This window comes from Flavimarina sp. Hel_I_48 (assembly GCF_000733945.1).
GTDB lineage: Bacteria > Bacteroidota > Bacteroidia > Flavobacteriales > Flavobacteriaceae > Leeuwenhoekiella.
In genome coordinates, this window is record NZ_JPOL01000002.1 from 1763220 (window position 1) to 1789592 (window position 26373).

The 26373-nt window shown below is 41.4% G+C and carries 25 protein-coding genes; 5 read left to right on the top strand and 20 right to left on the bottom strand.

Annotated elements, in window-relative coordinates; translation table 11 throughout:
* Positions 1-139: 139 nt before the first annotated feature.
* The 10 genes from P162_RS07790 to P162_RS07835 all read right to left on the bottom strand — a co-directional run bounded on the left by P162_RS07790 (position 140) and on the right by P162_RS07835 (position 12455).
* On the bottom strand, positions 140-1714 hold the full coding sequence (locus P162_RS07790; RefSeq protein ID WP_031426724.1) for a SulP family inorganic anion transporter: 1575 nt from the start codon (positions 1712-1714) through the stop codon (positions 140-142).
* Positions 1715-1859: 145 nt separating this feature from the next.
* Entirely contained in the window at positions 1860-2489 is a 630-nt protein-coding gene (locus tag P162_RS07795; protein WP_031426725.1) for a carbonic anhydrase, read from the bottom strand.
* Between the two features lie 408 nt (positions 2490-2897).
* Positions 2898-3686: an SH3 domain-containing protein gene (locus P162_RS07800; RefSeq protein ID WP_081868392.1), complete on the bottom strand. Its 789-nt coding sequence runs from the start codon at positions 3684-3686 to the stop codon at positions 2898-2900.
* On the bottom strand, positions 3683-5434 hold the full coding sequence (locus P162_RS07805; RefSeq protein WP_410471163.1) for a BatD family protein: 1752 nt from the start codon (positions 5432-5434) through the stop codon (positions 3683-3685). Before P162_RS07805 ends, P162_RS07800 begins: the two co-directional genes overlap by 4 nt.
* A 119-nt stretch (positions 5435-5553) precedes the next feature.
* On the bottom strand, positions 5554-6438 hold the full coding sequence (locus P162_RS07810; RefSeq protein ID WP_031426729.1) for a tetratricopeptide repeat protein: 885 nt from the start codon (positions 6436-6438) through the stop codon (positions 5554-5556).
* Between the two features lie 117 nt (positions 6439-6555).
* Positions 6556-7614 carry a vWA domain-containing protein gene (locus P162_RS07815; protein WP_031426730.1) on the bottom strand — a complete coding sequence of 353 codons (1059 nt, stop codon included), beginning with the start codon at positions 7612-7614 and terminating at the stop codon, positions 6556-6558.
* Positions 7615-7736: 122 nt separating this feature from the next.
* Positions 7737-8741 carry a vWA domain-containing protein gene (locus P162_RS07820; RefSeq protein ID WP_031426731.1) on the bottom strand — a complete coding sequence of 335 codons (1005 nt, stop codon included), beginning with the start codon at positions 8739-8741 and terminating at the stop codon, positions 7737-7739.
* Entirely contained in the window at positions 8741-10456 is a 1716-nt protein-coding gene (locus tag P162_RS07825) for a hypothetical protein (protein WP_051907825.1), read from the bottom strand. Before P162_RS07825 ends, P162_RS07820 begins: the two co-directional genes overlap by 1 nt.
* On the bottom strand, positions 10416-11282 hold the full coding sequence (locus P162_RS07830) for a DUF58 domain-containing protein (protein WP_031426733.1): 867 nt from the start codon (positions 11280-11282) through the stop codon (positions 10416-10418). Before P162_RS07830 ends, P162_RS07825 begins: the two co-directional genes overlap by 41 nt.
* A gap of 168 nt (positions 11283-11450) precedes the next feature.
* Positions 11451-12455 carry an AAA family ATPase gene (locus tag P162_RS07835; protein ID WP_031426735.1) on the bottom strand — a complete coding sequence of 335 codons (1005 nt, stop codon included), beginning with the start codon at positions 12453-12455 and terminating at the stop codon, positions 11451-11453.
* A gap of 420 nt (positions 12456-12875) precedes the next feature.
* Between P162_RS07835 and P162_RS07840 the strand changes: the two genes are divergently transcribed.
* From P162_RS07840 to P162_RS07860, 5 genes are all read left to right on the top strand, one after another.
* A complete protein-coding gene (locus tag P162_RS07840) occupies positions 12876-13631 on the top strand; it encodes an SDR family NAD(P)-dependent oxidoreductase (protein WP_031426737.1) in 756 nt (251 codons plus the stop codon).
* A gap of 73 nt (positions 13632-13704) precedes the next feature.
* On the top strand, positions 13705-14094 hold the full coding sequence (locus P162_RS07845) for a four helix bundle protein (RefSeq protein ID WP_031426739.1): 390 nt from the start codon (positions 13705-13707) through the stop codon (positions 14092-14094).
* A gap of 57 nt (positions 14095-14151) precedes the next feature.
* Positions 14152-15288 (top strand): ATP-binding protein, encoded by a 1137-nt coding sequence (locus tag P162_RS07850; RefSeq protein ID WP_031426741.1) that lies wholly within the window; start codon positions 14152-14154, stop codon positions 15286-15288.
* Positions 15288-16022 (top strand): metallophosphoesterase family protein, encoded by a 735-nt coding sequence (locus P162_RS07855; RefSeq protein ID WP_031426742.1) that lies wholly within the window; start codon positions 15288-15290, stop codon positions 16020-16022. The genes P162_RS07850 and P162_RS07855 overlap by 1 nt, the downstream gene beginning before the upstream one ends.
* Before the next feature lie 24 nt (positions 16023-16046).
* Positions 16047-16967, top strand: coding sequence for an oxidoreductase (locus tag P162_RS07860; RefSeq protein WP_031426744.1), 921 nt, complete (start codon positions 16047-16049; stop codon positions 16965-16967).
* 169 nt (positions 16968-17136) lie between these two features.
* Here P162_RS07860 and P162_RS07865 read toward each other — a convergent pair whose 3' ends face one another.
* From P162_RS07865 to P162_RS07910, 10 genes are all read right to left on the bottom strand, one after another.
* Positions 17137-18210 carry a PA0069 family radical SAM protein gene (locus tag P162_RS07865; protein WP_031426746.1) on the bottom strand — a complete coding sequence of 358 codons (1074 nt, stop codon included), beginning with the start codon at positions 18208-18210 and terminating at the stop codon, positions 17137-17139.
* A gap of 111 nt (positions 18211-18321) precedes the next feature.
* Positions 18322-19236 carry a Gfo/Idh/MocA family protein gene (locus P162_RS07870; RefSeq protein ID WP_081868393.1) on the bottom strand — a complete coding sequence of 305 codons (915 nt, stop codon included), beginning with the start codon at positions 19234-19236 and terminating at the stop codon, positions 18322-18324.
* 26 nt (positions 19237-19262) lie between these two features.
* Complete coding sequence (locus tag P162_RS07875) at positions 19263-20045, bottom strand: enoyl-CoA hydratase/isomerase family protein (RefSeq protein WP_031426750.1); 783 nt, start codon at positions 20043-20045, stop codon at positions 19263-19265.
* Positions 20046-20132: 87 nt separating this feature from the next.
* The gene (locus tag P162_RS07880) at positions 20133-21608 is read right to left on the bottom strand and encodes a sensor histidine kinase (protein ID WP_031426752.1); all 1476 of its coding nucleotides are present in this window, start codon (positions 21606-21608) and stop codon (positions 20133-20135) included.
* A 29-nt stretch (positions 21609-21637) separates the two neighbouring features.
* On the bottom strand, positions 21638-22186 hold the full coding sequence (locus P162_RS07885; RefSeq protein WP_031426753.1) for a CopD family protein: 549 nt from the start codon (positions 22184-22186) through the stop codon (positions 21638-21640).
* 109 nt (positions 22187-22295) lie between these two features.
* Positions 22296-23648, bottom strand: a complete 1353-nt coding sequence (accC, locus tag P162_RS07890; protein WP_031426754.1) for an acetyl-CoA carboxylase biotin carboxylase subunit — start codon at positions 23646-23648, stop codon at positions 22296-22298.
* A gap of 72 nt (positions 23649-23720) precedes the next feature.
* On the bottom strand, positions 23721-24221 hold the full coding sequence (accB, locus tag P162_RS07895) for an acetyl-CoA carboxylase biotin carboxyl carrier protein (protein ID WP_031426755.1): 501 nt from the start codon (positions 24219-24221) through the stop codon (positions 23721-23723).
* Positions 24222-24248: 27 nt separating this feature from the next.
* Positions 24249-25244 (bottom strand): beta-ketoacyl-ACP synthase III, encoded by a 996-nt coding sequence (locus tag P162_RS07900; RefSeq protein WP_031426757.1) that lies wholly within the window; start codon positions 25242-25244, stop codon positions 24249-24251.
* Between the two features lie 285 nt (positions 25245-25529).
* Complete coding sequence (gene rpmF, locus P162_RS07905; RefSeq protein ID WP_031426758.1) at positions 25530-25730, bottom strand: 50S ribosomal protein L32; 201 nt, start codon at positions 25728-25730, stop codon at positions 25530-25532.
* A gap of 9 nt (positions 25731-25739) precedes the next feature.
* Positions 25740-26285 carry a YceD family protein gene (locus P162_RS07910; RefSeq protein WP_031426759.1) on the bottom strand — a complete coding sequence of 182 codons (546 nt, stop codon included), beginning with the start codon at positions 26283-26285 and terminating at the stop codon, positions 25740-25742.
* Positions 26286-26373: the final 88 nt, after the last annotated feature.

Genomic DNA, 26373 nt, shown 5'->3' on the forward strand with positions numbered 1-26373 from the left:
TTTCCCAAATTTGGAAATCCTAATTGAAATCTTTGTCGGAAAACTAGCTATTAAATTGTTTGTTCTGACCTGGCAAAGTCAGTTAGATTTATATCAAATAAAGCTAAAATAATGGTGTTTAAAACAGATTATTAGATTATTACAGTAATTTTTCCCGCTCAAAGAACTCAAAATAACTTTCGGGATTTTCTATGTTTCCCCTTTCGGAAACTACCGTAACCGCAATATTTTTATCGTGCGCTTTAACTCTGAAGTCATCTAGAATTTCAATAATATCATTGTCAAGATATTTTGTCTTGCGGGTATCAATATACAAATGTGTTCCCGCATCTAAATTGTTAAGTTCTTTCAATATTGCGCCTTTGTTTATAAAGGTAACCTCTTCGGCAAGGGTCATTTTAACCTCCTTGTCATTTTCCCCCTTTTTATCAATATGAAGAAAATGCGAGTTTTGATAACTCTTGACAAGAATTACAAAAATACCAATGGCAAGACCCAGACTTATCCCGATAAGCAAATCTCCAAAAACGATTCCCAAAATCGTGACTATAAACGGCACGAACTGTTTCCAGCCCAGAGTGTACATCTGGATGAAGAGTTTTGGCTTTGCCAATTTATAACCCACTAAAAACAGCACCGCAGCAAGTACGGAAAGTGGAATTAGATTGAGGATATTTGGAACAACGATAACCGAAATAAGCAATAAGAAACCATGAAGGATCGCAGACATTTTTGTCGCCCCGCCAGATTGTATGTTGGCTGAGCTCCTCACAATTACTTGTGTGACCGGCAAACCACCTATCATTCCTGAAATAACATTTCCCGTGCCCTGGGCAAAAAGCTCCCTATTTGTGGGTGTGGTATTTTTATGTGGGTCCAGTTTATCTGTAGCTTCAACACATAAAAGTGTCTCGAGACTGGCAACCAGTGCTATTGTAAAAGCAGTTACCCAGATATCCATGCGTCCTATCATCGCAAAATTAGGCAGCGTAAACTGATTGATAAAGGAGTTAAAATCTTCAGGAATGGGCACGGAAACCAAATGTTCATCACTAATACCCCACTCGGTTCCCTGTGTTGCCAGATAATAGATAATTCCTAGTGCAACAGCAACGAGAGGTCCCTGTACCAGTTTAAAAATCCTGCCTTTTTTAGAAAGAACAGCATCCCACAACACAAGTATTGCCATACCTATACAGGCAATCAGTGTTGCTCCTATACTTATATTGCCTACAATATTACCTAGTTCAGAAAATGTATTTTCCCCATCTCTCTGAAAAAATCCCCAGTCCCCTTCCGGGTCGGCATCGTATCCAAAGAAATGAGGTATCTGTTTTAAGATTATTATAATCCCAATACCCGTAAGCATTCCTTTAATGACAGAAGAAGGAAAATAATAGCCAATAACCCCGGCTCTGAGCACTCCGAACAAAATCTGTATACCGCCACCCAGAACTACGGCAAGCAAGAGGTTTTCATAACCGCCCAGCGTTGTGATTGCTGCAAGCACGATGGCAGAAAGCCCCGCAGCAGGTCCACTTACACCCAGGTTAGAGCCGCTAAGGGCACCAACTATTATACCGCCTACAATACCAGAAATCAATCCGGAAAAAAGTGGTGCGCCACTCGCGAGGGCAATACCTAAACAAAGCGGTAGCGCCACAAAAAATACTACGATAGCCGCCGGAATATCATTTTTTAAATGTTTAAACATATGTGTTCCTTTAGTTTGTTTATTTGTTTTTCTTACCCTCTCATGATGGCTATTCTTTAGTTGCACGCGGCAAAAAATCGATTGAGTTTAATAATATATGTAATTGTCAACTTCAAAAAATTGACAATACAATTTTTCTGAAGCCTTAATCGTCCAATCTATAGATTTCCATAATGTTATCAAGTATGGCATCAAAATCGATTTTGAGATCTATTAATTTTCCAGAATGTATGTCAAAAACCCACCCATGTACCGTAAGACCTCGTTTACGTATTGCACGTTGCACATCAGCTGTTTTTATGACATTTACACACTGTTCCTGAACATTTAACTCCACAAAGCGTTTGTAGCGTTCTTCCTCATCTTCAATTGCATTAAGCTTGTCTCTATGCGTGCGGTACACATCCCTGATATCCCGTAACCATGGATTTAAAATCCCCAAATCTGATGATTGCATGGCAGCTTTAACTCCCCCGCAATAATAATGACCGCAAACCACGACATGATCCACTTCAAGGTGCACAACGGCATAGTTAATTACAGACATTGAGTTGAGGTCTGTATTGGGAACCATATTGGCAATATTACGGTGTACAAAAGCATCTCCAGGTCCCACACCCATAAGCTCTTCTGCAGATACACGGCTATCACTGCATCCTATATAAAGGATTTTAGGCGATTGCCCATCAGATAAATTCCTGAAATATTCAGGATCTGTGCTGATTCGTTCCTCGACCCATTCTTTATTATTTTCAAATATTTTCTTGATATCCATAGTCTGTTTTGGTTTTTATTATTGTATAAACTTTGACGCTTTCAGCGTTTTTAGATGTTGGTAGTTTGTAGAGATTTATAAGAATTTACCTTAACAAACCGAAAACTTAATAGTATTGCACTACCAGTAAGGCAAACTATATCAAAAACTGATAACACGTATAATATATATAGGAAGAATATAATGTATACAACATTACTGAAAAATGCATGATAGAACGCATGGAGGTTCTATATACAACTCAGTTTGTGATTTTACATATTAATTCCCTAAAAAATTGATTTCCCAACTTTATTAAATAACGCAGTATTATTCAGATTTAATAAGAAAGCTGATATATTATATACGCATTATTCGTAAATCTATAAAATGTTTACAAATAATACGCTAAAACGGCAATAATTAAATCTAAAGGGCTTTGATGTCTGTTTTGGGAATCCAACCTTCTTTACCATCGGCCAGCTGTATCTCGCTCCACTCTTCCCGGACAGAAAGAATGCGCACTTTAGTTCCTTCGTGCAATACAAAAGCTTCTTCACTGCTCATTTTTGGTTCTTGCCTTACTTCCACCGTGGGCGAAAAGACAATGGCAATATTATTCTCATTTGTTTGGGATTGGGATCTGAAAGCGAAGAAAAGTGCGCTTAGCCCTAGAAAAAATGAAAGACAGGTGGCCGTAAAAAACAGACGCTTTTGTGCTGTTGAATACACAAAAAAATAGACTAGGAAGCACCCCATAAAAAGCATTGTAAAAACTACTGCGGCCGTCGCCCATCCATCTATGGTAAATAAATTCAGAATGGACTTATACCATTTTGAAAATGTATTTTGTGGTAACGGCGTTATCGCATCAATGGTCATATTCTGGGCAAATACCAGGTTACTTTTTATATCTGCGTCGCCCGGTTTTAACTGAAGTGCACGTTCATAGTTATAAATACTGGGAGCAATACGGTTGAGTTTATAATTGGCATTTGCAAGGTTATAATACAACGCGGCAGATTCCTGTTTAAGTTCTAAAACCCTAGAATATTTATCAATTGCATCCTGATAGTTTTCGGCTTCGTATGCCGCGTTCCCCTTTTCAAAATATTGTGCAGCACTTTGACTTTGCACACTGCTGAAAACCAGGCAAAAAAGCATAAAAACCATCGAATAGAGCGTTATATTTTGCTTAAAAGAACTTTTATTTCTCATAACTGTTTATCCATTTCAGAAATAACCTGAGCCGCCTTGTCGTAATCTTTTTGCATGGTTACATCACTTGAAGGGGTGTATCTGGCAAATTCACAGCTTTCAAGAACACTTAAAAAAGCCGCAGAAGTTTCTTCTTTCACAGTACGCTGTTGTAGCAAACTCTTGATACGTTCTTTACTCATATCGCTGGTTTGTATATTCAGTTTGGCTTTAAGATAATTGTGCAGACAGCGTTCTAGGGCAAGGTAAAAGGCTTTCTGGTCGCCCATATTCTTTTTGGCTTCGCTCAGGAATTTACGGGCCATCCTATCTGCTTTGCGTAGCCGGTTTCCTTTGACATCTGCTTTGTATTCCCGGCGCTTTCTGTTGGCCAATAAAATCAAGGGAATAAATAGCAGCGGACTGGCCATTAATGACCAAAATGCAGTTGATCTAAAAAAACGCTTTTCACCCATAGGTTCTAAATCAGCATCTGTTTTGATGTATCTAAACTGATTGCTGGCAACTACTTCTTTTTTATTTGCTGTATCCCCATTTGCCGTAGTTACCGCCTCTGGCCCTTTTTCAACGTTTATCAATAACTCCTCTGAGGTAAGTGTGCGGTACTTATCGGTTTTTGGATCAAAATATGAAAAACTGATTTGCGGAATGGGATATTTACCTTTTACCTGGGGCACTACCGTATAACGATCTGCGATACTTCCAGACATTCCGTTGATATTCGTATTGATAGTTTCATCATGCTCCGGCTCATAAACTTCAAGGGCACTGGGGAGTTTCGGTTTGGGCAATTTAAAAAGCTTAAGGTTGCCATTACCGCTGGCGGTGATATTGAGATTCAGGGATTCACTTGCTTTTAGTTCTTTTTTAGTCGTGGTGACATTAAAGTCAAAATTACCCACAGCACCACTAAAATCTGCCGGTTTTCCCTGCTCAGGAAGCGGTTTTACGGTTATTTTTCTATTATTTGCAGCTACGGTTAGTTTTTCTGGCCGGGTAACGTATCCTCCAAAGATATCGCGGCGTTGTGTAGGTACCTCAACATTGAGGCTGAGGGCAAGGGGCTCTATGGTCAGATCTCCTGTTTTTTGAGGATATAACAGGGTCCTTCTTAAGATAACATACCGGTAAGGTTCGCCATCGTAAGTACCATCATAAACCTTAAACTGTTTCTCATCAATACTTTGACTCCAGAAATCTGCAAACTTAGGCGCATCTATTTCATTCCAACCATTGACCGCTGTTTGCGGGGAAACATAGAGTTTATAAACCACGGTAATAGCTTCATTGAGATAAGGCTTAGTATTAGAAACCTCTGCCACAAGATGTATTTTATCTTCAACCGCGTATTGCGGACCGGCCTCATCATTGGGGTTGTTTACCGCGCCGGTAACTTCAATATCAAGGGGAATGGTTTTGTAGGTATTGCCAGCGATACTAATTTCTGCCTGGCCTATTTTTAAGTTTCCGGTCGTATTTGGTGCAAGAAAATAAGAAAAGGTCTTAGAAAAACTCTTCTTTCCGTTTATCCATTGCTGACTAATGGACTGATTGGGACCTCCCACCACGGTGAACCCTTGAAAACTGGGCGGCTGAAAATTATCACCATCCTGATTCATCTCAAAATCCACACGCAGCCGTTCATTGACGCCAAGCTTGTTTTTACTTACCGTCGCATCAAACTGCACCTTCTGAGCCAGGGAATGGAATCCCACGCTCAAAAAAAGAAGTAGATATGCAAAGTTCATTTTCATTTGATATTCGTTCTAATACTGTTTTCCTTCAAGTTAGACCTACAAGGAATCGCTCATTCTTCGCGAAATACCTTGCAGGTCAAATCTTAGTTCCCCCTTAGGGCTTAGGGGGATTACCAGTCCTTGTCTGTTTTTACTTTGGCACCTTTTACCTTTTCGGCATTTATTTTATCCTGCACTTTATTCTCTTCGTTTTTCATGGCTTCTAGCAGACTCTGTACCTGCTGTGGAGAAAGTTGGCCCTGGCCTTGTTGTGGTTGCGGCTGCTTCTGGTCGTCCCCATTTTCAGGTTTTTTCTGGTCTCCTTCCTTATCATCTGGCTTTCCTTTATCATCTTTCTCATCTTCGCCTTCTTTCTTCTCATCTCCCTTATCATCCTGATCTTTGGGCTTGCCATCATCTCCTTCTTTATCGTCGCCCTTATCTTCTTTTTTATCTTTGTCCTGATCTTTGTTTTCGTCTTTGTTCTTATCATCCTTGTCATCATCACCCCCGCCACCGTTTTTCTCGTCTTCCTTTTTTGCAAGAGCCAGATTATAACGTGTTTCTTCATCTGTAGGATCGTTGCGCAGCGCGTTTTTATAAGCTTCTACCGCTTTTTTGAAATCTTTTTGCTGATACAGCGCGTTCCCCAGATTGTGAAAAGCCTGATGCTTCTCCTCTTTTGTTTTTGCAACTTCAATGGCCTGTGTATACCGGGCCATTCCTTCGGCGTACTTTTTATTTTTGTAGTAATTGTTGCCCATGTTATACTTAGCCGAAAGGTTTGCTGGGTCTTTAGCGACTGCTTTACGATAGGCCGTTTCCGCTAAAGCGAAATCATTATCCTCAAGTTCGGCATTACCTTCAGCTACAAAATTTTGCGCTTCTTTTAATGCTGGATTTTCTTCAGCATCTGCTTGTTGATCTGTAGTTGTTTGCGCAAAAATGACCGAAAGACTGCCTAGAAAAAACAGTAAAAACAAGCCATTTTTGGCTATTTTATAAGGTAAAATCATCCAATTTATTTTTTAAGAGCTTGAGTAGTAACTCCAGATATTATAAAACTAAAAAATCTTCTGAAGTTTTCATTCTATAGTTTTTGATACAAAACACCTGTAATACAAATTTAGGCATCAGCCAACTTGTTTCTCCTTTTCATTAAAAAGATTAAGTCGGGATACCCAGCCTGTTTTACGTTCCAATAGGAATATATCAAGGAATAGCAACAATAATGCCGCGCCTATAAACCATTGAAACTGATCTTTAAAATCTGCGAATTGCTTGGCTTCAAATTCTTTTTTGTCCATCGCATTGAAGTTGTCTTTCATATTATCTACGATTTCCTGCGTATTTGTACCGTCTAAATATTCGCCATTCGCCTCATCCGCGATGGCTTTTAATGTGGTCGCATCTAGTTTTGTAATAACGGTTTCCCCTTCCTGATCCTTTTTGTACGACTGAATGACGCCGTTTCTTTTTAGGGGAATGGGTCCGCCTTTTTCGGTGCCCACGCCTATGGTAAAAATGCGTATGCCTTCTTCCGTGGCAGATTCTGCAATGGCCGCGGCGTTACCTTCATGATCTTCCCCGTCTGAAACGATCACAAGCACACGATTGGTCTGGCCCTCGTCATCGTAATAGGTTTTAGCCAACTCGATCGCGTCTTTAATTGCTGTTCCCTGACTGGATAGCATATCTGTGTTCATAGAGCCCAAAAACATTTTTGCACTGCTATAATCTGTAGTGATGGGCAATTGTGGAAAAGCACTGCCGGCATAGGCGATAATGCCCACGCGGTCACTGCCCAGGTTATTGATAATCTGCCCTACCAACTGTTTGGACTTTTCCATACGGTTAGGCGCGATATCCTCAGCGAGCATACTTTTTGAAACATCTATCGCAAATACCACATCTACCCCTTCCCTTTTAACGGTTTCCAGTTTGGTGCCGATTTTAGGATTTACAAGCCCCAGACTTAAAAATGCAATCGCAAGGCAGACTACTATAATTTTTAGGGCAGGTTTGAAGCGCGACCGCTGCGGAGTTAGTTTTTGTAAAAGTTCGCGGTCACCGGTAAAGCGTTTTTGTGCACGGATTTTCCAAAGGGAAAGCCCAAAAAATAGCAGTAAAACCGCCGGAATAGCGAGCAATACCCAGAACCATACTTTCTCGTCTAATAAAATATTATTCATTATTATTCTTATTGTTCCCCCCAGCCCCCAAAGGGGAGCTAAGCGCTATTTTCATAATTGATATCGTGGAAACCACCCCTATTTTCGCTTGCTGCTAATTCCCCCTTCGGGGGTTAGGGGGATTACACAAAACTTCTAAATACCGTATTGCGCAACAAAACTTCCAGCAAAAGAAAGCCAAGGGCTAAAAGTGCCAGCGGACGATATTTTTCTTCATAATTAGTGTATTTAAACTCCTCTACATCGGTTTTTTCAAGCTTGTTGATTTCTTCATAAATATCTTGAAGCTTTTGATTATCCGTTGCACGGAAATACAAGCCGCCCGTCTTGTCTGCAATTTCCTTCAGCAAATCTTCATCAATTTCCACCGGAATATTACCGTATTGAAAACTTCCATCTGATCGAATAGAGACCGGCGATAAGGCAGTTCCGTTTGTTCCCAGACCAATGGTGTATACTTTGATACCAAACTCAACAGCGAGTTCACTTGCAGTGGTAGGTTCTATAAAACCGGCATTGTTCACCCCATCGGTCATTAAAATGATCACTTTGCTCTTTGCCTTGCTATCCTTCAATCTGTTTACCGAAGTCGCTAAACCCATACCGATAGCGGTTCCGCCTTCAATAATACTGTTGTACTGAATATCGTCAAGCGAACTCAATGCAATGGCCTTATCGCTGGTAATGGGCGTGCGGGTGTAACTTTCTCCCGCATATTCCACGAGGCCAATACGATCATTCGGCCGACCTAAAATAAATTCCCCTGCCACATTTTTAAGTGCTTCCAGCCTGTTGGGCTTCAAATCTTTTGCCAGCATACTTGCTGAAACGTCAATAGCAATTACGATATCAATCCCACGCGTGGTTTTGGTCCTTGTAGAAACATCTACGGTACGCGGCCGGGCGAGTGCGGCAATGAGAAAAGCGAGCGCAAGCAACCGAAGCACAAAGAGCACGGGGCGCAATTTTGGCAGAAGTCCGCTGCCCGTTTTAAAGCCTTTTAAGCTTGAAATTTTAACCTGAGCGGTAAGTTTATTGCGTTTCCAGAAATACCAGGCAATGGCAATGGGCAGCACAAGGAATAGCCAGAAAAATTCAGGATTTTGAAATTCAAAATTGTCAAACATCAGTTGGTCGCTTTTTGAAGTTCAACGGAATTGATCACTCGGTCTGTCATCTCATTGGCGTATTTATCGTCCTCTCGATGCACAACAATTACCTGTTGTATCACTCCGGGCGTGGTAAAGGTGAGCATAACATATTCACCGGTCCTAAAGGTTTCAGGTTTGCCTTCTACCGGAAATTCACCGGTACCAAAGGTCTTTAATCCTTCTGCGCCTTCTGGAGTGGTGTATTTTTCACTTTTTACAACCAGGTTTTTTGCGCCCTGCTGCTCCATACCCGAAATAGAACCATCTACTGATTTTTGCAGGTCGATCTCCTGCTCCCCAGGAACCCGAATGTTGTTTACCATGACTGCAAAATCATCCAGGTAACTTCCGTAGGCAAAAGCGTTCATTTCAACTTTTCCTTTTAGTTCGTCAGGAAGTGGCAATTCGGTACGTTTAAGGACTTTTGGGGTAGAAATGGTGATGGGCGGGAACCCATATTCACTCCGAATCCAGTCGCCCTCCAGCAATTCTTTTGACGGATGGCCCAAAAAGTTGTCTTTCACATAATCAAAACCTTTTGTCGCGATCAATATTCCTGCGGAAAGAATCAAAATACCCAATACACCGAAAACCCCGGTAAGGATCAATTTACGCTTTCTCCTACGCTCCAGGTTATCGCGGTATTCCGCATCGCGCATCAATTCTTCTTCTGTGGGCGGCGGTATACTTTCGTGCGTTTCTTTGACCACTTGCTCTACCACCAGACGATCTGCTTCAGATTTTCCAGCTTCGGGAGTGATGCGGGCAAATTTGGTCAGATCTGCCGTGCGCAGCACCTGCTCCAGTTTTTTAATGGTTTCGGTACTAAAATCTATATGGCCGCTCTCCTTTTCCAGGTAAAGACGTTCTATAAGTTCGCCAGTCGTACTTTCCATGGAACGGTCATAAACCTCTTCATCCAGATAATGTTTGACAATATCCGTAAGTCTTGAATAGTATGCTTTTGTCGCGGTCTGGTCTGTAGATCTCCCGGGGGTTTTATATTCTTCATCCAGCTGATGCAAGGATACAAGCGCCTGTTCAAAAGGCGGCAATTTTTTCGCTGCTTCGGCTTTTTTCCGGCTACGCCGAATGATAAAAAACAGAAAGGCACCTATTAGCGCTAAAATACCAAGGATCCACAATGCCCAGACCCACCAGTTACTAGAAGCTTTTTCTACTGCAATAATTCCTTTAATATCGTAAAGTCCCTGTTTTGTGGTATCCGTTACTACGGTATTTACCTCAACCCGTAGCGAATCTGTATAAAATGGAGTCTGCCCTATGCTGATCGTTTGCCGTGGGATGGTGTACGAACCGCTGTCAAACTGGGTAAGCCCATAGCGTTTGATGAGCGTCATTTTTTGCTGGGCGAAAGTAGTATCTACTTTGAAGGAATCTATCATTTCCAGCGGTGCAAAGGTTTGCCCTTCTGGGAACACGACCAGATCTGTAGAATCTGCAAGGATTACATTTACGGTATAATTAAGCTGCTCGCCTATTTTTATGCTGTCGCGGTCAATTGCTGCGGCAACTTCCTGAGCATTTGTCTGTAAAGTGGTGAAAAACAGGCAAAAAAGGGCGAAAATCACCTTAAAAATCTCTTTTTTTGACTTATTATGGGCTGTTTTTACTACTTTCATTCGTGTATTATCCTCTTCGTTTAAAATAACCCAGTAATTTTTTGACATAACTATCATCGGTACGCACATCTATTACGCCAGCGCCGCTTCGCGTAAAGCTCTCCCTGTAATAATTAACTTTATCCTGATAAAATTTTGAATAGTTATCGCGTACTTTTTTACTTCCCGTATTTACAAGCAGGAGTTCACCTGTTTCCTCATCTTCCATTTGCACCACGCCCAGACTGGGAATAGCCTCTTCATGACGATCATAAATACGAATACCCGTAATATCGTGGCGCTTAGCCGCGATTTTTAAGGTATCGCGGTACTCTTCTGCAATAAAATCTGATAGTACAAAAACAATGGCTTTTTTCTTCATGACGCGAGACAAAAACTTGAGCGCCTGCGCAACATCGGTTTTTTTGCTTTTGGGTTCAAATTCGAGCAGTTCTCTAATAATGCGAAGTACGTGTGATTTTCCTTTTTTAGGCGGAATATACAGTTCGATACCATCAGAAAACAAGATCAAACCGATTTTATCCTTGTTCTGCGTCGCAGAAAATGCCAGTGTAGCGGCGATTTCAGTTACGATTTCCGATTTAAATTGTTGATCTGTCCCAAAAAATTCTGAGCCGCTCACATCAGCGACCAGCATCATGGTAAGTTCGCGTTCCTCTTCAAAAACCTTGATATAAGGTTCACTATAACGGGCGGTAACATTCCAGTCAATATTGCGCACATCGTCGCCAAACTGGTATTGCCGTACTTCACTAAAGGTCATCCCACGACCCTTGAAGGTAGAATGATATTCCCCGCCAAAAATGTGATCAGACAGCCTGCGCGTCTTGATCTCAATCTTGCGTACCTTTTTTAGAAGTTCTTTAGTATCCATTCCCCCTAACCCCCAAAGGGGGCATTTAATACGTTAATATTTACATTTTTATCTGTCAATTTAAATGCTTTTTCCAATTTAAAATTTTCAGTTAATCCGTCCAAGTTGGTGTTCCCCGTATTGTCTCCGACGAGGAGGAACGATGAGAGGAAGACACAGCTAGGGGGATTAAGGTACTTCGATCTCGTTAACGATCTTGTTAATGATCTCTTCGGTAGTTACATTTTCAGCTTCGGCTTCATAGGTAATACCAATTCTATGACGCAGCACGTCGTGAACGACGGCGCGTACATCTTCAGGAATCACGTAGCCCCTGCCGCGTATAAATGCAAAACATTTTGATGCAGTCGCCAGGTTGATACTTCCCCTGGGCGAAGCGCCAAAATTTATAAGTGGTTTCAAATCCGAAAGTTTATAGTTTTCTGGATAACGTGTGGCAAAAATGATGTCAAGAATATATTTTTCGATTTTTTCGTCCATATAAACTTCACGAACGGCTTCTTGTGCACGCAAAATCTGCTCTACGGTCACCACGGGATTCACCTTCTCGTAACTGCCTTTTAAATTTTGGCGTACGATCAATTGTTCATCGGCAAGTTTTGGGTAATCAATAACTGTTTTTAGCATAAAACGGTCAACCTGCGCTTCTGGAAGTGGATAGGTTCCTTCCTGTTCTACCGGGTTTTGAGTAGCCATAACCAGAAAAGGTTTATCAAGAATAAACGTCTCATCCCCTATGGTTACCTGCTTTTCCTGCATGGCTTCCAGCAGGGCACTCTGTACTTTAGCCGGAGCCCTGTTAATCTCATCTGCAAGCACAAAATTGGCAAAAATGGGTCCTTTTTTGATACTGAAATCATTCAGTTTCATATTATAGATAAGCGTACCCACAACATCTGCGGGAAGTAGGTCTGGCGTAAACTGAATACGGCTAAAAGAACCGTGAACCGCTTTTGAAAGGGTATTAATAGCAAGTGTTTTTGCAAGTCCAGGTACACCTTCAAGCAAAATATGACCCTGGCCCAGAAGACCAATGAGCAACCGCTCTACCATGTGTTTTTGACCCACGATGACCTTATTGATCTCCATCGTAAGCACTTTTACAAAAGCGCTCTCGCGTTCTATTTTTTCATTAATGGCCCCTATATCTACCGGGTTACTGGTTTCTTCCATAACAGTTCTATTCGTTTAATGGGTTTTCAACTCTACAATCTTCGTTTTTATTGCTTCATGCCTTGTTAATAACAGGTTAAATACCCCACGCTTAACAGGCATTAAAAAATCATTTTCTAATTTCAAAATCCTATTTTTAGGAAAGCGGAATTTAGCAATTACAGCACGTTTTTTAAAGGATAAATAAGGTTTGTGCCAAAATGTTTTTAATACGTGCCTTATCCATTCACTTTATTGAAATATATAAATACAAAACAATACAATGCCTGATCCTATTTTAGGAAAGCGCTTTGTATTATTCTGATCACGCAAAGCATCAAAGGCTTTGCCCCGTTCTAAAGACGATGCATTTAATTGCATGTTGCAAAAAAGAAGTAAAACATAAAAAAAAATTTAACACCAGTTGATAACCCATTCAAAATGAACACAAAAACAGCATTAATAACAGGTGCCAGTAGCGGTATAGGCCAGGCAACTGCAAGGGAGTTTGCAAAGCAGGGCATCAATGTGATCCTTTGCGGAAGGCGGCAGGAACGACTTGACCAGTTGAAAGGTGAACTTTCAAAGCAGGTAGAAGTCACTACCCTTAGCTTTGACGTTAGGGACAAAAAAGCGGTAACTGAGGCCATTGAGTCGCTGGAGTCCCCTTTTGACCAGATTGATATCTTGATCAATAACGCCGGTAACGCCCACGGACTAGATACCATTCAGGATGGTGATAGCGACGATTGGGACGCCATGATAGACATCAACGTAAAAGGACTTTTGTACGTAAGCGATACCATAATCCCGCAAATGATAGCCCGTAATGCAGGTCATATTATCAATATTGGTTCTACTGCCGGGAAAGAGGTGTATCCTAAAGGGAATGTGTACTGCGCCAGCAAACATGCCGTTGACGCCATCAATCAGGGCATGCGTTTAGATCTCAATGGTTACAATATCCGGGTGGGCGCGGTAAACCCGGGCATGGTAGAAACAGAATTCAGTGAGGTGCGTTTTAAAGGCAATACAGAAAAAGCTCATAAGGTGTATCAGGGTTTCAAACCGCTGCAAGCGCAGGATGTGGCCGAAATTATCTATTTCGTAACCTCCCGCCCTGCACATGTAAATATTGCTGACCTTATGGTAATGAGTGTTGATCAGGCCAGTTCAACAGTGGTGAGTAAGGGCTAAAGCCGTTGCAGGTTGCAGGTTGCAGGTTGCAGGTTGCAGGTTAAAATGTAAATTCAAATAGAAAATCTAATTTATGGCAAAGGTTTCGCAATTTGAGGATTTGGAAATCTGGCAAATGGGTCGGGAAATTGCCAATGAAATATGGTCACTAATTGAAAGCTCTCCTCTTAAAACGGATTTTCCGCTAAGGAATCAAATCAATAGATCTTCCGGATCGATAATGGACAATATTGCTGAAGGTTTTGAACGCGATGGAAATAAGGAATTTAGCCATTTTTTGAGTATTGCGAAAGCCTCTTGCGGGGAAACAAGATCACAACTGTGCCGCTGTTTAGATAGAAAACATATTGATAAGGACACTTTTGATAAACTAAGAATCAAGACAATTACGACAAGTTCAAAGATTAAGGCACTCATGATTTACCTAAAAAATTCAGAACGAAAGGGCTCAAAGTTTGACTAGTTTGGAAATGTCAAACGTGCAACATGCAACCTTTAACATCAAACCTTCGAAGCAGCCATGATCAACAAACGCCTTCTTATAAAAAACCTGCTCGCGCATAATGACGAGAACAGTTTTTATGATAAAAAGCGAAAAATTGACATTGGTAATAAAGAAGGGAAGGCCAAGTTCCTGAAGCATGTTTGTGCGTTGTCCAACTCTAATCCTAAGAACAACAGTTTTATCGTGATTGGGGTAGAAGATCTCAATAATGAGATTGTGGGCGTGCCGTTTTTTGACGATAGCAAAATTCAAAACCTCATCAACGCGTATTTAACAAATCCGCCATTGGTTTCCTATGAAAATATTCCGTTTCCCAACCTGCCCTTAGATTTAGTGGTGGGACTGGTTACCATTCGGCCAACGGCAAAACTCACCGCGCTTCGCAAGAACATCTGGAAATATTGGGGCGGAAGCGTTTTTATGCGTGACGGAAGCATCTCCATGCCCAAGGTTTTTGATATACATATAGAAGATGTGAACAGTGCGATCGTTGCTTCCATTGAAAATCATGCGCGCAACAGTATTGGACTTACCCTTGACGGGGTTCTTGATTTTATTAATCACCGCCACAAAGATCTTTATACGAATTATAAAGTTTTTAAAGAACAGTTTGTGGTCTGCTGGGCCGGTAACCAGAAAAAAGTAAAGGATAAAACTTTTTACAGCCGTGTGGATATTGAACTTATCAACGAGCAGGTCAGACTTTTTTATTCTGCGCTTGACGAAGTTTCCATCAGCCTTACCGAAGATACATTTACCATTTTGGAATATGTACATTTAGGCCTTCAGAACAGTTTTAAATATTACCCTCTTGAGGAATTGACCATTCGGTTCAAGGAAAATGGTTTTTATAGTATAGACAGTAAATTAGTCTTTGAAACGCCCGAATTTGATAAAAAACTATTGCACCACATTTATAATAACAACAATGCGATCCTTGCAAAACTGAAAACCGGGAAAATCCTAAATAAAGGAGAACAGGCAGATTTAAATAATTTAGCTTCCTCGTATCTTATTTGCTATTTCAATGGTTTTGACCACGCCATGGATAAACTGGAAGAGGCGCGACCTTACCTAAGGGCCTTTGGCGAAAAGATATACGCTACCTATAAAGATAACATACGCATTCTGAGAAAAATAAAATACAATTAATGGGAAGAACACTCGCCATAGGCGACATACACGGAGGGCTAAAAGCATTAAAACAGGTACTGGAACGTGCAAAATTAACACAGGATGACCATATTATATTTCTGGGCGATTATGTAGATGGCTGGAGCGAAAGTGCTCAGGTCATAGATTTTCTGATGGAATTCAAGCAGAAACACAGCTGTACATTTATACGTGGCAATCACGACGAACTCGTACGCAAATGGCTGGAAAATGATGATCTCAATCCAAAATGGCTAAAGCACGGCGGCAGAAGCAGCATTTTTTCTTATACTGATTACACTAAGGAACGTATTGAGGAGCATATGAATTTCTTTGAAAGCCTTGAAAATTACCATATTGATGATAAAAACCGGCTCTATGTTCATGCCGGCTTTCAAAACCAGAACGGACCAGCATTTGAATGGGACCCCATCGTATTTTACTGGGACCGTACCCTCTGGGAACTTGTGATCGCCATGGATCATTCCATTCCAAAAGATGATCCTACCTACCCCAAACGACTCACGCACCATCCCGAAATTTTCATTGGTCATACACCTGTTACCAGAATAGGGGAAGAAAATCCTGCACAACGCGCCACGGTTTGGAACGTTGATACAGGCGCTGCCTTTAAAGGCCCCATCTCGATTCTGGATGTAGATACTAAAGAATTCTGGCAAAGCGATCCTGTTTTTACCTTTTATCCCGAAGAAAATGGCCGAAATGAGTCATAAATCGGTTAGTTTAGCTTGAAAATCATGAGTTTTAATTTGAAAAATATCAAATCCCAACCGCAACGCGTCGCGCTCGTAACAGGCGCTAACGGTGGTCTGGGTTTTGAAACCACACGCGTTTTGCTCAGCAAACACATGCGCGTGGTCATGGCATGCCGTGATCTCGACAAAGGTGCAAAGGCAAAGCAGAAGCTTCTTGACCATTATCCTGAAGCCAGGCTGGAACTGCTGCCGCTCGACCTGGCCAGTCTGGATTCGGTACGGAATTTTGCTGAGGCATATCTTGAAAAATACAGTCGGTTGGATCTGCTTATCAATAACGCCGGGGTGATGGTCCCACCATATAAAGTGACCGAAGATGGTTATGAACTTCAATTTCAGGCCAATTATCTGGGCCATTTTTTATTGACCGGCCTACTCCTGGAACGTTTAACAAGTACCGAAAAATCCCGCGTGGTACTATTGAGTTCTAAAGCGCACGAACGGGCTTCCATCAATTTTGAAGATCTACAAAGCGAAAAAAACTACGCCAGGTGGAAAGCATACGGCCAGAGCAAATTGGCCTGTTTGATATTCGCAAAAGAACTGAATAGAAGGCTTCGAAGGAATGATTTTCAAACTATCGCTGTGGCCGCACATCCCGGAATTTCAAACACCGGTCTTTTTCGGTATTTTCCTAAATGGTTCAACCAAACCCTAGGACCTTTGTTATCACCATTTATAAGCCATCCCCCAGAGAAAGCGGTAAAACCAACCCTAAAAGCGGCACTGGAAAAAAACATAACCGGCGGAAGTTATTATGGTCCCACCGGGTTTATGGGTTTTAAAGGTGCACCGGGTAAAGTTCAGTCTTCTGAAAATGCAAATGATGAATCTGTTGCGAAACGGCTTTGGAAAGTTTCTGAGGAATTGGTGGGATTTAAGTATTTGGATTCATCCAATTAGTCATTTCTACTCAACGAGAAATCACGCTAGCTACTAAAAAATACCTTTTTGATACTTTATTGCCTTTTTGTCTCGTGTCGTTGAAATGATCTTTTTTATTAGTTCCGAAAGATCACATTAAGACGCCATTTTCGAATAAAAATTCAAAACTTGAAATTAGCAACTTCCTTTAAAACAACGACAACTGCCCTGGCCGAAACTGCTCAAACAACTCACAATTTAAAGGTGGGATTCCACGATCTGGCATAAAACGTCTTCTTCCCAGCTCAACCTGTGCTTTTATTTGTTCGGCAAATTCCCCAGAACCTTTGATTCTTCGCCCGTATTGGGAATCATTTAAATTGCCGCCATGACATTCCGCGATCTGGTGCAGGACTTTATCCGCGCGGTCTGGCATCGCTTTCCTGATCCAGTCTTCAAAAATCCCGGCAATTGCACCATTGAGCCGCACCACGGTATATCCAACCGATTTTGCCCCACATTCCGCCGATTTCTTGATTAGCGGAAGGATTTCATGCGCGTTGATTCCCGGGATTATGGGCGCTGCCATTACACGTACCGGTATACCTGCATCGTTAAGCTGCTGCACCGCTTCAAAACGCTTTTTAATGGTAGCCGTTCTAGGTTCCAGTAAGCGGCGTGTTTTTTCCTCCAGCGAAGTGATCGAGATATTTACCTGTATCAGGTTGTCTTTAGCTAAGTCCTTTAGGATATCAAGATCCCTGGTAATTAGGGCATTCTTGGTAATAATTCCCACCGGATGGCGATATCTTTGAAAAACCTGTAGTAGGTTTCGGGTGATTTCTAGCTTCTTTTCCACCGGTTGATAACAATCTGTATTGCCAGAAAGAACAATGGGCGCGGCCTTCCAACTTTTTTTTGCCAGAAAGGTTTCGAGCAGTTCTACCGCATTTTTTTTGACCAGGATTCGGCTTTCAAAATCGAGTCCGGCATCATAACCCCAATATTCATGAGAATTGCGCGCGTAACAATAAACGCAGCCATGTTCGCAGCCCTGATATGGATTCAATGAATATCCCATGCCCACATCTGGGCTTTCCACTTTATTGACAATTGTTTTAGGGAAAGTTTCCAGAAAAAGCGTCTGAGTATTTTCGGCATCATCACCTTCTTTCTCACAATAATTGAGAAAATCATCGCGCACCTCATGGCTATGTTCAGCAAACCGATTACTGACATGTTTTTGCGCGCCCCTGCCCTTAATATGCTCTGAATGATTCAAAATAATATAGGAATAAGTTCAAATATATGGAATTATTCCTAATTTCAAGAAATAAATTTATATATCAAACCACCCTAGCCCCTCCTTGAAAAGGAGGGGAACTTTAGCCGTCTAAAGTAAAGATAGAATCTCTTCACACAATTGATGTGTTTTTAAAATATCCTGATTGCGTTCTGCATTAAAACTTCCGTCGTCTATGACGTTTAGAAAATCATCAATCATATTGACAAAACCTCTTTTATAAAGCGTTGTTTGCCAATTGTCAAAAACCAGTTTTTCCGCTTTACCTTTTTGATAGTGCCAACCCGTGTCCAATCCATCAAGCAGAATTTTATTGCCCGGGGAATAAAATTCAATACACTCTTCCGTAATGCCATTTACGCGGTTCATCGTGCCACTGAGTACGGTCTCGTTTTGTTGCCAGGTGACGTGAATACTTTCCAGAAGACCCTTTTTAAGTCTTGGGAAAACCTGAAGGTTTTTTACTTCACCCCTTGCCAAAAACCGCAAACTATCCACTACGTGAATAAAATCATCAAAGATAAACGTACGCGGATCTCCCGGTAAATTGACCCTGTTTTTCTGCCATAAAATCTGAATAGGTTCCTCCTGATTTTTCAGGTCTGCAACTAAAGGTGCAAATCGCCGATTAAACCCTAAATATAAAGGCGTCTTGTTATCTTCGGCTAAAAGCAATAGTTTTTTGGTTTCCTCAAGGGTATAGGTCAAAGGTTTATCCACAAAGGTGGGAATGCCTTCTTGAAGCAACTTTGTAACCAGCGCAAAGTGACTTTCCGTTGCACTGTGCACCATCACGGCATCCGGTTGAAGCTCTACTATTTCGTCAATTTCAGTATAGCATGCATCAATTCTATAACGGTTGGAAAGTTGGTTTAAAGTCGACTTATCGCGTGTACATAAAATAGGGGAAACGCGGGGGTGATTTGCTAAAATGGGCAAATACGCTTTCTGGGCGATTGCTCCCAGGCCTATAAGCGCGATGTTGAACTTGGGTAGGTTGGCCACTTAAAAGTATTAGTAATTAATAATATTTATTCTCCCGGGAAATTGGCTTTTCGCTTTTCCAGAAATGCGCTGGTACCTTCTTTAAAATCATCTGTGGCAAAACAGTTGCCAAAAGACTCAATTTCAATGGCAAAACCGTCATATTTAGGGTCAAAACCGGCATTTATAGCCTTAATTGCCGATTTTATGGCCACACCGGAATTGTTGCAGATCTTTTGGGCGATTTTTTCGGCAAGCGGAATCAATTCTTCCACAGAAGTCACATGATTTACGAGTCCGTATTCAAGAGCTTTTTCGGCTGGGATCATGCCGGCGGTCATGATCATTTCCATAGCGCGCCCTTTACCTATAAGCTGCGGAAGACGCTGTGTACCGCCATAACCCGGTATAAGTCCCAGCGAAGTTTCCGGAAGGCCCATTTTTGCATTGTGGCTGGCTATCCTAAAATGTGCGGCCATGGCCAGTTCGAGTCCGCCACCAAGTGCAAAACCGTTGATCGCGGCAATAACGGGCTTGTGCATGTTTTCTATAAGATCAAAAAGGTTGTTTTGCCCATCACGGGCCAGCGCGCTACCCTCCTGCCGGTCATAATCAGAAAATTCACTGATATCTGCACCGGCCACAAATGCTTTCTCACCAGACCCGGTCAAAATTACAACACGGGCATCCTTGCTCTCATTTGCTTCTTCAAAGGCATCCTGAAGTTCTGCGATCGTCGCCCTGTTTAGCGCGTTCAGTTTTTTAGGACGGTCAATGGTTATATAAATGATCGCTTCCTCATGTTTCACAGTAATGTTATCGTAACTCATATCGCGTGTAATTAAGGGTGAAAAAAGCTGCAAAACAGCACCTTTTAAGGCTAATTTTAGCTAAAAATAGTGGATTATTCTTTAAAATCAGAATGTCGTAGGGTGATTTTCCTTCGGAAATGCTACTTTAAAAACAGTTCCTTTTCCCACTTGTGACGTAAAGGTAATATTTCCACCATAGGTTTCCACAATATTCTTGACCATGGCCAGACCCAGACCCATACCGCTTGATTTTGTAGTAAACTTGGGCTCAAAAACCAGCGTGGCGTTTTCTTCGCTGATGCCCACACCATTGTCAATCACCAGTAAAAGCACTTTGTCCTTTTCAACTTTAATATCTACGCAAATCTGGGCGTTTTTGACATTTTCAGTCGCCTGAATCGCATTTTTGACCAAATTGGTCACAACCCGGATGAGCTGGGTACGGTCAAATTTTGCGATTATTTCATCCTTTTCGGCTTTAAAATGAATGTAGGGTTCATTAAAAATATCAAGGGCAAGTTTAGTTACAAAGACAACATTGAGCGTTTCATTCTGCTGTGCGGGCATTTTTGCATAATTGGAAAAAGCCGAAGCAATATTGCTCATGGTATCGATCTGCTGAATGATCGTGGCGCTGTACTCGTCCAGTTTTTTCCGAATATCCACATCATTGGGGTCAAAACGCTGCTGAAAACTCTGCACGGTGAGGCGCATGGGCGTAAGCGGATTCTTGATTTCATGTGCCACCTGTTTTGCCATTTCGCGCCAGGCTTGTTCCCGTTCTCCCTGAGCCAGTTTTGCGGCACTGGTTTCCAGTTCATCAATCATAAGATTGTAAGCGCGAACCAGGTTGCTGATCTCTTCACTGGCATCGTCAATCTCAATTTTCTGGTTGCGTTTATCAAGCCGTGTCTGGATCATTTTATCGCTTATTGTTTTTAAACTGCGGGTAATATAACGCGACAAAAAGTACGAGAGCGCGATCGCGATAAGCAGCATAAACAGATAGCCTTCCGCCAGGCGGCGCAAAAACTCATCGAGTTCCCGGGTTATAAAATCATCATCCTGAATATAGGGCAAATTCATGATGGCCAGTGGCTTGAACTGATAATCTGTGATATAGGTGTAAGAGGATTGAAATTTGATCCCATTTTTAGTCATAGAGGTAATCCACCGTTTGTTTGGTGCGCGATCCATACCATCTAAAATCGCAGCGGCAAGTTTAATGTCTACGGTATCTACGGTAAATCCTTCTTTTGACTTTAAAAGCAGGTTTCCCTGTAGGTCATAAATGTTTATAGGCAATTCATGAACGTCTGAAATGCGGTATATATCCTGCTTTTCTTTGAGAATAATGGGTATTTTTTCCGTGATGACCTCAAAGGAAGTTTTGTTGAGCACATAGGAAATCTCAGCCCTGATCTGATCTTCTTTTCTAAGGAGACGGCTGGTATGATAATCTTCTGCCTCTTCCTTATACTGAATAATGGAGATAATCCCTATGAGTATGGATGCTCCAAATATGAGCAGGATCATAGATAGAAAAATACGGGTACGCAGCGAAAGTTTATTCCTGTTCATCATTTTCCCAAGCATCAAAAATCACGCCGTTACGCATCTGGATTTTTTTCACGAATGCGTCTATACAAACGAATCCCCAGCATCAACAATACCGCAAGCGTAAGTAAACCTACGAGACCATAAATCCAGTTTACCGCACTTTTTGTGATGGCAAGAAATATTACAGCAAAGAGAATTAGGGTGGCGCCCTCGTTCCAGATACGCATAAATTTAGAGGAATAATTGCCTTCACCGCGCTGTAGTTGTTTAAAAATCTGATGATTCTTAAAATGGTAGGCAAAAAGCAAAACCACAAAACCGAGTTTGATCTGCATCCACGGAGCTTGAAAAAGCGCGGGATTAAGATAAAGCATCGTGAAAGCAAATATACTGGTTAACACCATTGAAGGCCAGGTGATGATATACCAGAGCCTTTTTGCCATAAGGGCGAGCTGCTTCCCAAGTATAGATCGCTCTGGTTCTTCTTTTTCGGCAGCCTCAATCTGATAAATAAAAAGGCGCGGAATATAAAAAAGACCGGCAAACCAGGTTACGATAAAGATAAGATGCAGGGATTTTATGTAGAGGTAATATTCCATAGATCAAATATACGTTCAGTTGGTTGATCTTTAAAAGTTCAGAAATATCAAAAAAGCTTCAAATATTCCGAAATATCATTAAAAAACCCCGATAAATCGGGGTTTTCAGTTATTCTTTTACTTCAGGTTTCATTTCGAAAGTTTCCATAAACTTGGTGGTATAATTACCAGCGATATAATCTGGATCATCCATCAACTGCCTGTGAAAAGGAATGGTCGTTTTCACGCCTTCAATAACAAACTCATCAAGCGCGCGCTTCATTTTGTTTATGGCTTCCTCTCTGGATTGCGCGGTCGTGATCAACTTTGCAATCATGGAATCATAATTAGGCGGAATCATATAACCACTGTACACATGCGTGTCTATACGCACACCGTGACCACCCGGCGCATGTAGGTTTGTGATCCTACCCGGACTTGGCCTAAAATTGTTATAAGGATCTTCAGCATTGATACGACACTCGATAGAATGCAACTGCGGAAGGTAATTCTTACCGGAAATAGGCACACCGGCCGCAACGAGTATTTGCTCCCTGATCAAATCGTAATCCACAACCTGTTCTGTAATGGGATGCTCTACCTGAATACGGGTGTTCATTTCCATAAAGTAGAAATTACGATGTTTATCTACTAAAAATTCAACCGTTCCCGCACCTTCATATTTGATATATTCCGCCGCTTTTACACCGGCTGCACCCATTTTTTCACGAAGTTCATCGGTCATGAATGGGGATGGGGTTTCTTCGGTAAGCTTTTGATGTCTGCGCTGTATGGAGCAATCCCTTTCGGAAAGATGACAGGCCTTACCGTTGCTGTCCCCTACGATCTGAATTTCTATATGGTGTGGTTCTTCCACAAATTTTTCCATATACATATCATTGTTGCCAAAGGCAGCAGCAGATTCCTGACGGGCAGAGTCCCATGCTTTGCGCAGGTCTTCTTTTTTCTGTACCGCGCGCATACCTTTACCACCACCACCAGCAGTTGCCTTAAGCATTACGGGATAACCTGTTTCTTCAGCAATACGCACACAATCGTCAAAATCTTTTATGATGCCCTCACTACCGGGAACGCAAGGTACCCCAGCCGCTTTCATCGTAGCTTTAGCGGTAGCTTTATCACCCATTTTTGCGATCATTTCTGGTGATGCGCCTATGAACTTTATATCGTGTTCTTCACAGATTTTAGAAAACTTGGCGTTTTCAGAAAGAAAACCGTAACCGGGATGGATTGCGTCTGCATTGGTAATTTCGGCAGCGGCAATAATATTGCTCATTTTGAGGTAAGATTCCGCACTGGGCGGTGGGCCTATACAAACGGCTTCATCTGCAAAACGAACGTGAAGGCTCTCTGCATCTGCCGTAGAATAAACCGCGACCGTTTTTATTCCCATTTCTTTACAGGTGCGTATCACGCGCAGTGCGATCTCCCCGCGATTTGCTATAAGTATCTTTTTGAACATGGCTTTATTAAATTGATTAACCCGATGCGTACAGATCGGGTAGATGGGATACTTCAGTTAAAAATGGAAACCTTAAGAAGGATCAACCAAGAACAAAGGCTGATCAAATTCTACGGGTGATGCATCGTCAACTAAAATTTTCACGATGATACCTTTTACTTCACTTTCAATCTCGTTGAAAAGTTTCATCGCTTCAATAACGCAAAGTACATCGCCATCCTTGATTTTAGAACCTACTTCCACAAATGTGGGTTTATCAGGGGCTGGTTTGCGGTAAAATGTACCAATAATAGGCGATTTTATGGTAATATATTTAGAATTATCTGCCTCTTTGGCTTCAATTGAACCTGACTCCTGTACAGGTGCGCCGGGTTGTGGTTGTGTTGCCTGAGGGACTGCCTGTGCCACCGGTGCTCCCTGCATGGGCACTTGTTGTAAAAAGGTTGTTTCCCCTTTTTGATCTTCACCGCCAGTCCTAATGGTGATCTTAAAATCATCCATTTCCAGTTTTACTTCACTGGCACCGGATTTTGCAACGAATTTGATCAAATTCTGAATTTCCTTTAAATCCATAATATTTTAAATTAACAAAGTTGATTTTTAACTATTATAGGCCCATTTTAAATATATGGAACCCCAGGTAAAGCCGCCACCAAATGCGGCAAAAATTATATTGTCCCCCTTTTTGAAACGCTTTTCATAATCGCTTAGAAGAAGTGGCAAAGTTGCCGAAGTGGTATTCCCATAACGTTGAATGTTCATGAGCACCTTATCATCTTCTAAATTCATCCGCTTGGCCGTAGCATCTATGATGCGCTTATTTGCTTGATGGGCAACAAGAAAATCAACATCGCTACTTTCAAGATCATTGCGTTTCATGATGCGCTCTCCCACGTCTGCCATATTGGACACCGCAAATTTAAATACGGTCTTACCATCTTGAGTAACAAAATGTTCCCGGTTTGCAACAGTTTCTTCGGTAGGTGGTTTTAGGGAACCTCCAGCTTCAATTTTAAGAAAATTACGTCCTATGGCATCAGAGCGAAGATACTCGTCCTGAAGGCCTAGTCCCTCTTCATTAGGCTCAAATAACACGGCACCACCACCATCGCCAAAGATAATGCAGGTTGTACGGTCTGTATAATCTATTACAGAAGACATCTTATCTGCACCAATGAGCAATATTTTTTTATATCGGCCTGATTCTATAAACGCAGAGGCAGTTGACATGCCGTATAGAAAACCAGAACAGGCTGCCTGGATATCAAAAGAAAATGCATTTATCGCACCTATCTGTGTGGCAACGTAGGCTGAGGTAGAGGCAACAGGAAGATCTGGCGTGGCCGAAGCGAGTAAAACCAAATCAATTTCAGCGGGATCAAGCCCTTTTTTTTCGATTAGGTCCTGAGCTGCCCTAATACCTAAATAAGAAGTTCCCTTGTCTGGGTCCTTAAGAATCCTACGCTCCTTAATGCCAGTTCTAGAAGTAATCCATTCATCATTTGTCTCCACCATGGATTCTAACATCTCATTGGTAAGAACATAGTCAGGCACATAAGCACCTACAGCGGTAATAGCTGCCTTGATTTTACTCATATAAAGTCTATTTCTGCGAAAAAAGCGGTTTTTGTAAAAAAGTGAGTTGGGAAATTACTAAATCTTAGATAAACGCGCTTAATAATTAACTTTTTTCATCTTTTGAGCATGATCTACCCTAAAAATAAATCATTCTATAAAATAACCAAAACGATCAATTTACGACAATAAATGACAGATAAACAAATGCCGTACTGATCACAGATGATCAGTACACACCGTTTAATCCCGTCATTAACAAAAAAACTCCCAGAATGGGAGTTGACTCAATTAGTCGTTTGTCACTTAAGCCGCTTCTTCAGCTTCTGCGTTGTCTATAAGCACCTGGCCTCTGTAATACAATTTGCCTTCATGCCAGTGTGCACGGTGATACAAATGTGCTTCACCAGTAGTCGCATCTACAGCGATTTTAGGCATGCTCGCCTTATAGTGAGTTCTTCTTTTATCTCTTCTCGTTTTCGAGACTTTTCTCTTGGGATGTGCCATCGCCTTTTATTATTTATCTGTTAAAAAATCTTTTAATTTTTCCCAGCGGGGATCAATTTCTGAATCATTTTCCTCTTCCGCAGGTTTTACTTTTTTTATGCTTAATTCTTCTAATTTATCCAACATGTCAGACTTTAAAGTTCCATCCTCCACTCCGGGATGTATCCTTTTAGCCGGCATTGCCAGTACGATTAGTTCGTATATATATTGCGCCACATTAAATTCATATTCACCGTGGGGTATAATAACGATATCTTCAAGCTCGTCGTTGAATTCCTGTCCAAATTTGACCACTAATTTATATGAGGCATCCAGCGGATGGTCATATGGTTCATTAGTCACATCACAATTGACATTGACCACTCCCCTAGCATCAAATATAAATTCTAACAACGTTGATTTTTTAATGAGCAAGACATCAACAACTATGTCAACCGCATTAAAATCATCATACTCATAATTCTTAAAGAACGTATTGTCAATCTTATAATCAAAGGTGTGTTCCCCCTGTTTTAAACCGACAAACTGTATTGTAAAGGCTTTCAAATTATTCATCACACTACCGCTTTCCTTGACAATTATTGCAAATACAATGCAATCACCTTATGCTAAGGCGGGTGCAAAGATATAATTTTTTATTAAG